Annotated in this window: 8 protein-coding genes and 3 tRNA genes; 6 read left to right on the top strand and 5 right to left on the bottom strand. The window is 38.8% G+C overall.

Annotated elements, in window-relative coordinates:
* From ACZOVS_RS08895 to ACZOVS_RS08875, 5 genes are all read left to right on the top strand, one after another.
* A partial coding sequence (locus ACZOVS_RS08895) for a hypothetical protein (RefSeq protein WP_483996871.1) occupies nucleotides 1-285 on the top strand: 285 nt, incomplete at its 5' end.
* A gap of 236 nt (nucleotides 286-521) precedes the next feature.
* Entirely contained in the window at nucleotides 522-3,131 is a 2,610-nt protein-coding gene (gene mutS, locus ACZOVS_RS08890) for a DNA mismatch repair protein MutS (RefSeq protein ID WP_483996876.1), read from the top strand.
* Between the two features lie 424 nt (nucleotides 3,132-3,555).
* Nucleotides 3,556-3,631 (top strand) — tRNA-Gly (locus ACZOVS_RS08885).
* An 11-nt stretch (nucleotides 3,632-3,642) separates the two neighbouring features.
* Nucleotides 3,643-3,715 (top strand) — tRNA-Gly (locus tag ACZOVS_RS08880).
* 38 nt (nucleotides 3,716-3,753) lie between these two features.
* Nucleotides 3,754-3,838, top strand: a tRNA-Leu gene (locus ACZOVS_RS08875).
* A gap of 164 nt (nucleotides 3,839-4,002) precedes the next feature.
* Here the strand turns inward: ACZOVS_RS08875 and ACZOVS_RS08870 are convergent.
* A complete protein-coding gene (locus ACZOVS_RS08870) occupies nucleotides 4,003-5,271 on the bottom strand; it encodes a T9SS type A sorting domain-containing protein (protein ID WP_483996870.1) in 1,269 nt (422 codons plus the stop codon).
* 381 nt (nucleotides 5,272-5,652) lie between these two features.
* On the opposite strand from ACZOVS_RS08870, the gene ACZOVS_RS08865 reads away from it, so the two are divergent.
* Entirely contained in the window at nucleotides 5,653-6,519 is an 867-nt protein-coding gene (locus tag ACZOVS_RS08865; protein ID WP_483996869.1) for a YitT family protein, read from the top strand.
* A gap of 107 nt (nucleotides 6,520-6,626) precedes the next feature.
* On the opposite strand, the gene ACZOVS_RS08860 is transcribed toward ACZOVS_RS08865, so the two are convergent.
* The 4 genes from ACZOVS_RS08860 to ACZOVS_RS08845 form a co-directional block, all read right to left on the bottom strand.
* The gene (locus tag ACZOVS_RS08860) at nucleotides 6,627-6,854 is read right to left on the bottom strand and encodes a hypothetical protein (protein ID WP_483996868.1); all 228 of its coding nucleotides are present in this window, start codon (nucleotides 6,852-6,854) and stop codon (nucleotides 6,627-6,629) included.
* Nucleotides 6,832-7,485 (bottom strand): ATPase, encoded by a 654-nt coding sequence (locus tag ACZOVS_RS08855; protein ID WP_483996867.1) that lies wholly within the window; start codon nucleotides 7,483-7,485, stop codon nucleotides 6,832-6,834. Before ACZOVS_RS08855 ends, ACZOVS_RS08860 begins: the two co-directional genes overlap by 23 nt.
* A gap of 141 nt (nucleotides 7,486-7,626) precedes the next feature.
* Nucleotides 7,627-9,465 (bottom strand): YgiQ family radical SAM protein, encoded by a 1,839-nt coding sequence (locus ACZOVS_RS08850; RefSeq protein WP_483996875.1) that lies wholly within the window; start codon nucleotides 9,463-9,465, stop codon nucleotides 7,627-7,629.
* 161 nt (nucleotides 9,466-9,626) lie between these two features.
* The gene (locus ACZOVS_RS08845; RefSeq protein WP_483996866.1) at nucleotides 9,627-10,811 is read right to left on the bottom strand and encodes a M20 metallopeptidase family protein; all 1,185 of its coding nucleotides are present in this window, start codon (nucleotides 10,809-10,811) and stop codon (nucleotides 9,627-9,629) included.
* Nucleotides 10,812-10,813 lie beyond the last annotated feature (2 nt).

Here is a 10,813-nt window from a genome sequence, read left to right as displayed (position 1 = left end):
TTGCTGAATGACCCTTCTGAGTTGCTTGCCATCCTCCTCCTCCCTTTCCGCTACGCTCCAAGGACGGAGGAGGATGGTTGCACTTCTATCTTGAATCTATACATTATTTGTATCTTAAAATTGAACAAATGTGGTGAAATTTCAACCTTTGGGGATAAAAGTAGCGTTTTCAGGGGTAAAGATGCCGTTTTCAGGGGTGAAAATCCATATATTATGGTAAATTGTCAGAAAATAATACGAATAAAAAACATTTTGCATGTCTTATTTCATTATCTTCAGTACTAAAAACATATTAATATTACAACTTTATGTTAAATAAATATTAATATTTTTCTTCTTTTATAAAATGTTAAAAAATATTAACAATATTGCTTTTAAAATCATAAGAAACAATGTACTAAAAATATTTTCATATCAAAATAGAATGCAGTGTAAAAAATTTTTAAAAGAAAAACACCCAATATGGAATAAAAGTCAGGATAAAAAATGTAAATTTGCGAAAAAATAAGGCAAGACATACGATGACAGAGAAAAAGGCAGATGATACCCCTTTGATGAAACAATATTATTCATTCAAAGCAAAATATCCTGAAGCCATGTTACTTTTCAGGGTTGGAGATTTTTATGAAACTTTTGGAGACGATGCACTAAAAGCATCTAATGTGTTGGGAATAACACTTACACGCAGGTCCAACGGTTCTTCCACAGGCTCTGAAATGGCAGGATTCCCGTTTCATTCTTTGGACACATATCTTCCAAAATTAGTACGTGCCGGCATCAAAGTCGCCGTTTGCGACCAACTTGAGAATCCACAAACGACAAGAAAATTAGTGAAACGCGGCATAGTAGAACTTGTAACTCCCGGCGTTACCTACGACGACAACGTATTGCAGCAAAAAGAAAACAACTTTCTTGCTTCCATACATATAGATGGCAAAGAATCAGGCATTGCTTTCTTAGACATATCAACAGGCGAGTTTTATCTGACACAGGGAAACAACGAATACATAGACAAACTGTTGCAAAATTTCAATCCATCGGAAGTCTTGTGCCAACGCAACAAACGCAAAGACTTCATAGACAACTTCGGAGACAAACATTATCTGACACTATTCGACGATTGGGTGTTTACGGATGACTATGCCAACGATATTCTGACAAAGCATTTCAACACTACATCATTGAAAGGTTTCGGTGTCGATGATTTCCCCAAAGGTATTGTAGCTGCCGGTGCTGCAATACATTATCTTCATGAGACTCAGCATGACAAAATAAACCATATCAATTCTCTGTCTCGAATCGATGAAGGACAGTATGTGTGGCTCGACAAATTCACTGTAAGAAATCTGGAATTGTTGAACTCGTCATATAACAATGCAAAAACTCTCATAGATATCATAGACAAAACGGTATCCCCAATGGGGAGCCGACTCATGAGACGATGGCTGTCATTGCCTTTAAAAAACAAAGAACAGATAACATCGCGTCTCAACATAGTTGAATATTTTGTAAAACATAACGAATTGATTTCTGAATATCAGGAAGCCATGAGGTTAGTAGGCGATTTGGAACGACTGATATCCAAGGTTTCATTGGCAAGAATCAATCCAAGGGAAATGTTGCAGATCTCAAGAGCTCTTGAACAGATCGTCATAATAAAGAATTTGTGTAAGGCATCGGACAACGATTCTCTGAAAGCCATGGGAGAACAACTCAACCCTTGCGACAGTCTGCGCGAACGTATCAAAAGAAGTTTGAAAAACGATGCCCCGGCACTGATATCCAAAGGCAACTTCATAGCCGATGGCATTGACAACGAACTCGACGAGTTACGCAATCTGTCGCGTTCAGGTAAAGAATATCTGATGACCATACAAAAAAGAGAAAGTGAGGCTACTGGCATATCTTCTTTAAAGATAGGTTACAACAACGTTTTCGGTTATTATCTTGAAGTAACACATACTCATAAAGACAAGGTGCCTTCAGAATGGATAAGAAAACAGACATTGGCAAATGCGGAACGTTATATCACTGAAGAACTCAAAGAATATGAGCAGAAGATATTAGGCGCTGAAGAAAGAATTCAAGCCATTGAAGAGAGAATTTACATGCAACTGATAAACGACACTGCTGAATTTGTGGCGCCAATTCAGATAAATGCCTCCGTGACGGCACGGTTGGATTGCCTCGTAAGTTTTTCCGATATCTCCATAACCAATGGATACGTAAGACCTGATATTGACGAGTCATTCGTGATAGACATCAAGGATGGACGTCATCCCGTTATAGAAAAGATGTTGCCTGCCGGAGAAGACTATATAGCCAACGACATATACCTTGACCGTGAGAAACAACAGATCATCATCATCACAGGACCAAACATGTCGGGCAAATCCGCATTGCTGAGGCAGACAGCTCTCATAGTACTTATGGCACAGATAGGATGTTTTGTCCCGGCACAGTCGGCACGCATAGGAATAGTGGACAAGATATTCACACGAGTAGGCGCAAGCGACAATATATCTTCCGGAGAATCAACATTTATGGTAGAGATGAATGAGACAGCAAGCATATTGAACAACATGTCAAACAGAAGTCTCATACTTCTCGATGAGATAGGCAGAGGAACAAGTACATACGACGGCATCAGCATAGCATGGGCGATAACGGAATACCTTCATGAACATCAATATTACAGACCGAAAGTGTTGTTCGCCACGCATTATCATGAACTTAACGAGATGGAGGCTTCATTTTCAAGAATCAAAAACTACCATGTCAGCGTCAAAGAAGTTGGTAACAAAGTGATATTCCTGCGCAAATTGAAGAGAGGCGGCAGTGCACACAGTTTCGGAATACATGTGGCAGCAATGGCGGGAATGCCGAGAAAAGTCATCGACCGCGCCGACAAATTACTATCCATGTTGGAAAAGACACATTCACATGACTCACTCAATGAAGCGACAGCAAACAGCAAAAAAGGCGACGACATGCAGTTGAGTTTCATACAACTCGACGACCCATTGCTTTTACAGATAAAAGAAGACATATTGAACATCAACATAGACACCTTGACACCTGTAGAGGCATTGATGAAGCTTAATGAGATAAAACGGTTATTAAAAAACTGATATCTTTACAATGTAAATTTTGTTATATTCAAATAAAAAACAATCATTGCAGTCCGATAAAGGTTGTTCTTTAGTATCTATATAAAAGACAATCGCTTTAGACAACGAATCATATTATCAACATAATGTAGATACGCCATGATATGACGTCTCTACTTCTTTGGAATCCGGCAAATTATTATAAATCATTGATCATCAAAACAAAACCGCAATATAAGCCTTCTTATGATTTGATAACATATAAATTTGATTTTCAAGATATTATAAATAAACATAAAAATTTTGTCGAACAATAATAAAAAAACAATAAAAGTAATCAAATAAACGAAATATATATAACATATTGACAATCATCTTTTTCAAAAAAAAGTAAAAAAAATCTTGACATAAGAAAAAAAATAACTAATTTTGCACCGCAAATCAAGCGGAAATAGCTCAGTTGGTAGAGCACGACCTTGCCAAGGTCGGGGTCGCGAGTTCGAGTCTCGTTTTCCGCTCCAAAATGCAAGACGCGGAAATAGCTCAGTTGGTAGAGCACGACCTTGCCAAGGTCGGGGTCGCGAGTTCGAGTCTCGTTTTCCGCTCAACATCCCGGTTTCATGATCGGGATTTTTTTCAGGATGCCTAAGTGGCGGAATTGGTAGACGCGCCGGACTTAAAATCCTGTGTCCTTTTAGGACGTGCCGGTTCGATCCCGGCCTTGGGTACACCTTAATTATAATAATAGCGTATCGGTGCCGACACGCTATTATTTTTTGATTCACCAAATCATCACTATTCTGCTGATAAATTCATGTTTTTGAAATAAAGGTTTTAAAGTCAATGACAACAAACTGCCTTCAAAGTTAATTTTATTATCTTCAATAAATTATCACCTGTTTATTATCAATTTCCCGCTTCGACTCTTTTCTCCTATGCTTATCGTATAAAAATACATTCCACTCGGCATTCCTTCCGTCCCAATCACTATTTCTCCCTCTCCTTCCATCTCTACTCTCTTTATCGTTCTTCCCATCATGTCTGTTATCATTATCTCGGATTTTTCTTCACTGTCCCCCTTTTCATATCTTATCTTAAACGATTCTCTTGCAGGATTCGGATATATCTTTATCTCTCCTCCCTCTGTCCCTCCTTCTTCAACTGTCAATATCTCTATGCCTCCACATACAGCCTCCGCATTGCCTGTCGTATATACCGCCTCCACACAATAGTTTACTTCTCCTCTCACAAAACGATAGTCCTCATATTCCAGAAAATGAGGGTCCGTTATTACTGCTATCTGTTCTTCATCGGCATATATCTCATAACCCTCAAGCTCTTCCGTCTCATCGTCTCCATTCCCGTATCCCATTCTTACCATCTTGCCATCAGGATTCTCCAATATAACTTCTATGCAGAAATTGGAATTAATACCACCATATAGTAACAAAGATTCCCATTCATACTCATAATATCCATCAACATACCGATAAAGATCTCCTTTTTCTGACACTACAGGACCTCCATCAATAGGCCATGTATATTGAAAAGTCATGTAAATAGGTACTGTCCGTATTCCAAACCAAAACTCTTTCCCTTCCTCTATCGTTATTTCACTATCTATCGGAATGTAGTTTCTTACATTATACGACAGATTCTCTGCTGATTTTTCGTATATCAGTGTCAGGTTGTCCGCCACCTGTTCCAGACTGTCTCCCTCCGGTCCTTCCCATATCCTCACCGAATGATAATGTCCGTCACTTATTGGCACAATCCCTATGTATTTTACTTTCCATCCTATATAGTCCTGCAAATCCGAGACTTCATATCTGTGGGCTATATCTCCCTCTGACTGTCCTGCTGCAACCATACTGCTAAAATCTCCGCTCCACGACAATGTTGCCCTCTCCTTGGGAATAAATCCCTCGGGATAGTTCCATGTCAACAATACAGCATTGTTCTCCTTCCTCTCCAACTCCAAATCCGTGACGGGATTCCTGTCTCTCTGCTGATTTACATCTTCATAAACTTCTTTCTTTTCATCTTTTGCTTCACTGACAATCTTTTTTACTTTCATTGTCTGTGCCTGCAAAACCGAAGTTGCTGTCATTGCCATTATCAATAGCATTATCACTTTCTTAGTTGTATAAAATTTTTTCATAACATTGATTTTTAGATTTCTTTAATCAGATTTTATATGTCTTTTATTTACTTTTCTTCATGATTCACATTATTGTCATAGTCGCATTCATTAGTCGCTTCAAATTTAAACCTTTTTCAGAACAATGTCAATTTTTTTTAAAAAATCTCAAAAAATAAAATATTATCAAAATACATGATCATCAATATTTTACAATTTTTATATTATTATAGCATCAAATGATTTGCTGTAAGCAATAATAAAATTTCGCTGTAAATCAAACCTACATAACAACAACTCTGTTACATATATTTTATATTTCAAAACTAAATTATTTTTTATAATTTTGCAACAGTTAAGAACAAAGATTCTTTTAAATCAACTTATTAAAAATCAAGTACTATGAAACAGACCAAATCATTTTGGAGAGATTTCAGGAGTTATGTCATTGTCACGATATCTCTGTTTTTCTTCTCATTAGGCTGGACAGGATTTCTTATTCCCAATCACATGTTAGGAGGAGGTGTCAATGGAATAGCGACAATAATATACTGGCTTACCGGTATTTCTACTGGTGTCATGATATTTGCTCTAAATGGAATACTTATCTTATTGTCCATAAAGTCTTTAGGGTGGAAATTCAGTATAAGGACAATATATTCCATTGTAGTCATGTCAATATTTTTCTCTGTTTTACAAAATTATTTCGGTGATACGCCACTAATAGCAGACAAATTTCTATCTGCCACATTAGGAGCAGGATTGTCGGGTGTTTCCATAGGAATCATCTTTTTACAGGGCAGCAGCACAGGAGGCACCGATATCATTATCATGCTCATCAACAAATACAGGAACATAACATTAGGACGTCTTACATTACTTATAAATGTAGTAGTGGTATCATGTTCATATCTCGTATTCAAAGACATTGAGACTCTGATATACAGTTATGTGGTTTTAATGATAAGCAGCTATACCATGGATCTCACGATGACCGGCAACAAACAATCGGTACAGATGTTTATTTTTTCAAGTAAGGCTCATGTCATTGCAGACCGCATAGGCAATGAGATGCAACGAGGTGCTACATTCATCAAAGGAGTAGGCTGGTACAACAAGACAGAATCCGACATTTTGATGGTAGTAGTTAGAAAGACAGAGTCACAACAACTTATAAGAATAGTAAAACAAGAAGACGAGAAAGCTTTTGTATCGGTTAACACTGTAATGGGTGTTTACGGAAAAGGTTTTGATGTTATGAAAAAATAAAATCACATAAAGTATAAGCAAGATAGTATAAAAAGACAAACACCCCGTTGATAATCTCTTCATATTGAATATCAACGAGGTGTTTTTCTATTTTAAATTAAAAGAATTTATCTTATCAACGTTTTTTCCACTTCTTTTGCAGGCATTTTATAAACTCTTCCCTTATCATCGCCGAAGCACATCAAAGCACCTTCAATACTTCTTTTACGAACGAGTCTCTCACAAGAGAGTTGTACTCCGAACATCACTTTTTGACCGAAGTCTGACATTTCCGAAATATTAGCATTCATTGTAGTTGACTGTTTGTTATTTTTATATTTTCTGAATCTTCTCATATTTTCCCTGATTAAAAATTTTTAAAGTATTATCCTTAAACTCAGCGATCACCTCACTAGGTACAGCCGAATTGTCAATGATAATATATTCATCTACTATTTTACAGAAAATATCAAAAAGGTTATGGATACCCTCAACATAACGACGTCTTACAACATCTTCAGGTACGAAATGACCGCCGTTACGTACACGTTCAGCAATACGATTAATGGCGAGTTCCGGACTATTGAGCCAGAAAAACACTATGCTGACCCTATAATCTTTAGAATGAGCCTTTTTAATAAAATTCCTGTATGATTTTGTTGTCAAGGTTGTCTCTATGGCAAAATCGAGTTTCTCGGACAGCAAGTCTTTAATGCGAGAAAGCATTATTTTACCTGCCGGAATAGCCATAGATTCGGGATTAAAAGGAGACAAGCCTTTTGCTATTTCATCAGCATTGACGAACTCAGCGCAATGCAAAACTTCCGGCAACACAGTATATGAAGCCGTAGTCTTCCCTGCTCCGTTGCAACCTGCTATGATAAACAAATTCGGCATCTCGTTTTCAAAATTATGCGATTTTTCATCATAAAATCCGGTGCAAAAATAGTCAAAATAACAATTCGTGTCAAGTATTTTAGTTTGCATAATTTGTTTTATATTGACAATCAATATTTTACACTGAACATCTGCAATAATTCATTTATTTTTTCGCTATCAAAAACAGAATCTGCAACACAAAAATCAAAACAACACAAGAACGAATAATGTTTTAAATATAAAAACGAGTCATCTTCTGTAAGAATCTCTGCCATACAAAATATCTATCCAGTCTTTTTTACCCAATTTACGCAACATCGATTTCACCCATGCCCTGTTTTCCGGTTTATACCAGAAAAAGAACCTCTGTTGATTAAGTTTTTCATCTTTACCTGTCGCCACGAATATCTGTTTCAGGGTATAAGGGTCATATCCGGAGTAATATATCTCTGTTGCAAGTGTCATAGGGGTCGGCGTAAAATCTTGTACCTGTTCAAGATGATAACCTAGTTCTTTGGTTTTCACGGCGAGTTCTGCCATATCGAGCAAAGAACAGGCGGGATGGCTTGAAATGAAATACGGTATCAACTGTTGATTAAGATGATATTTGTTATTAATAGCATCGAATTTATCTTTCAATTTCAGGAACATCGAGAAAGGAGGCTTACGCATAAGTTTCAACACTGTATCGCTACAGTGTTCCGGAGCCACCTTAAGACGACCACTGACATGACGACGCACAAGTTGTTCAAAATAGGCATCATATCCAAGTTTTCCATCCTTATCTTCTTTAGAAAGAAACAAATCATAACGTACACCTGAGCCTATAGTCACCTTTTTCACATCCGGCAAGGCATCGACAGTTTTATACAAATCTATAAGAGGATGGTGGTCTGTATCGAGATTTTTGCACAAAGAAGGCCGGATACAACTCGGTCTCGAACATTTGTCACATAAAGATTCATCATATCCTTTCATCATGTACATATTGGCAGAAGGTCCGCCGAGGTCGCTGATATAACCTTTAAAGTCAGGCATTTCTGTTACTTTCTTAACCTCACGCATTATGGACTCCTTACTGCGGGAAGCAACGAATTTGCCCTGATGTGCAGAAATGGTGCAGAATGCACAACCGCCAAAACAGCCTCGATGAATATTTACAGAATGACGTATCATCTCGTATGCAGGGATAACACCGCGTTTGGAATACTTGGGATGCGGAAGACGCGTATATGGCAAGTCAAAAGATGCATCGATCTGCTGTGAAGTTAATGTAGGATATGGCGGATTGACATACAAAATATAATCTTCCACCTCTTGAAGAAGACGGGCAGAATGTTTTCTGTTGGACTCCTCCTCCACATGACGGAAGTTGGAGGCATAAACTTTTTTGTCATTCAGACAGCATTCATGAGAAGCGAGTATTATATCATTTTGACCATCATGTAATTTATTGTTTTTATGACGCAAGAAGAACGTCTGCGGGACACCGGTAATTTCAGAAACAGACATGCCATTGTCGAGAGCTTTTGCTATTTCAACAACAGCGAGTTCTCCCATGCCATAAACGCCAATATCTGCACCTGCATCAAGCAATATGGTAGGTTTCAAGGCATCAGACCAATAGTCATAATGTGTGACGCGACGCAAAGAAGCCTCAATACCGCCTATTACAACGGGCATATCCGGGTAAAGAGTTTTCAATATTTTGGAATACACCACTGTGGCATAATCGGGACGGAAACCTGCGACTCCGCCTGGAGTATAGGCATCATTAGACCTAAGACGTTTGTTGGCAGTGTAATGGTTAACCATGGAATCCATGGCGCCGGCAGAAATACCAAAGAAAAGACGTGGTTTGCCGAACTTCTTGAAGTCACGCAAATCATCACGCCAGTTAGGTTGAGGTATCAAAGCGACTTTGAAGCCTTCCCTTTCAAGAACACGACCTATCACTGCAGCACCAAAAGCCGGATGATCCACATAAGCATCGCCGGTAACAATGACAATGTCAAGTTCACTCCAACCGCGCAAATCCGTTTCTTTCTTCGTTATCGGAAGCCATTCCAAAAGATTCATCTCACTCAATTTTAAGACTCTGTATGCCAAAACAGCAGTTCAACATATCACCATATAACATAACCACACAATATCATTTACTTAACAACCATATCGCACTTATTCCCTTCTCATCATTTTCCGTTGTCTTCTCTGTCAACAATCACTAAAAAAACACTTTCACGATTTCATCAGTCATTCATGATACTGAAAGTAATGAAAGACATAAGACGCACGCCTATAGCAAGGGCATCTTCATCTATATTGAAATTTCCCGTATGCTGTTTACCAATTACACCTTTCTCAGGATTGGAGGTCCCCAATCGATAGAAACATGAAGGTTTTCTCTGAGAATACACGGCAAAGTCTTCTGCAGTCAACAACGGTGACAAAGACACAACATTATCATCACCGAGTAAAGAACGAGCAACAGAAGCACACGTACATGTAAGGGCCACATTATTAATAAGAGGAGGATATCCCTGACTGATATGCACCTGTGCTTTACATCCATAGTTCGATGCAACAGAATCAGACAACGACTCTATGATATTCTTAGCATCGCTGCGGCAAGAAGGAGAGAATGTCCTCAGAGTGCCAAGCATAGACACCTTATCCGGTATGACGTTATAACTACCATCGGCGTTGACAGCACCAAAAGCCAACAGACATGATGTCTCTTCTGCACAAACAGGTTCAGGGAAACGAGAATACAGGTCTTTCAACAATGAAGCAGAAGCGATTACGGTATTATCACGTTCCCACGGCTTAGCTGCATGACCTCCTCTGCCGATAATATCGATATTTATCTCATCGCCGGAAGCCATATAAGGTCCCTCACAGAAGCCCACTTTGCCGCAAGGCAGGTCAGGATATACATGTTGAGCCAAAAAGACATCCACATCATCCACAAGATGAGACGACAACACTGCTACTGCACCTCCCGGCAATTTCTCTTCAGCATGCTGAAATATCAGTTTCACTGTACCGCGAAAACAATCCCTCATCTCATTTAGTATGGCGGCAACTCCGAGCAACATAGCTGTATGTGCATCATGGCCACAAGCATGCATCACACCGTCATTAACAGAAACATAAGGATGCGAGGCAGTCTCCTTGACAGGGAGGGCATCCATATCTGCACGCAAAGCCACACAACGGCTGCCTGGCTGCTTACCTTTGATGACTGCAATGACAGCAGTACACCCATCAACAGTAACATGATCTATCTTATGAGAAGTCAAAAATCGCCTCACAATTTCAGAGGTCCGATATTCACAAAAACTCAACTCGGGGAATCGGTGAATGTCACGACGTATTTCCCTCACCGTATCGATGAAGGAATCGGCAAGGCGAAACAGTCTTTGTCGTATCATCT

Source organism: Candidatus Limimorpha avicola (genome assembly GCF_056978975.1).
This window is presented reverse-complemented; position numbering and strand designations above follow the sequence as displayed.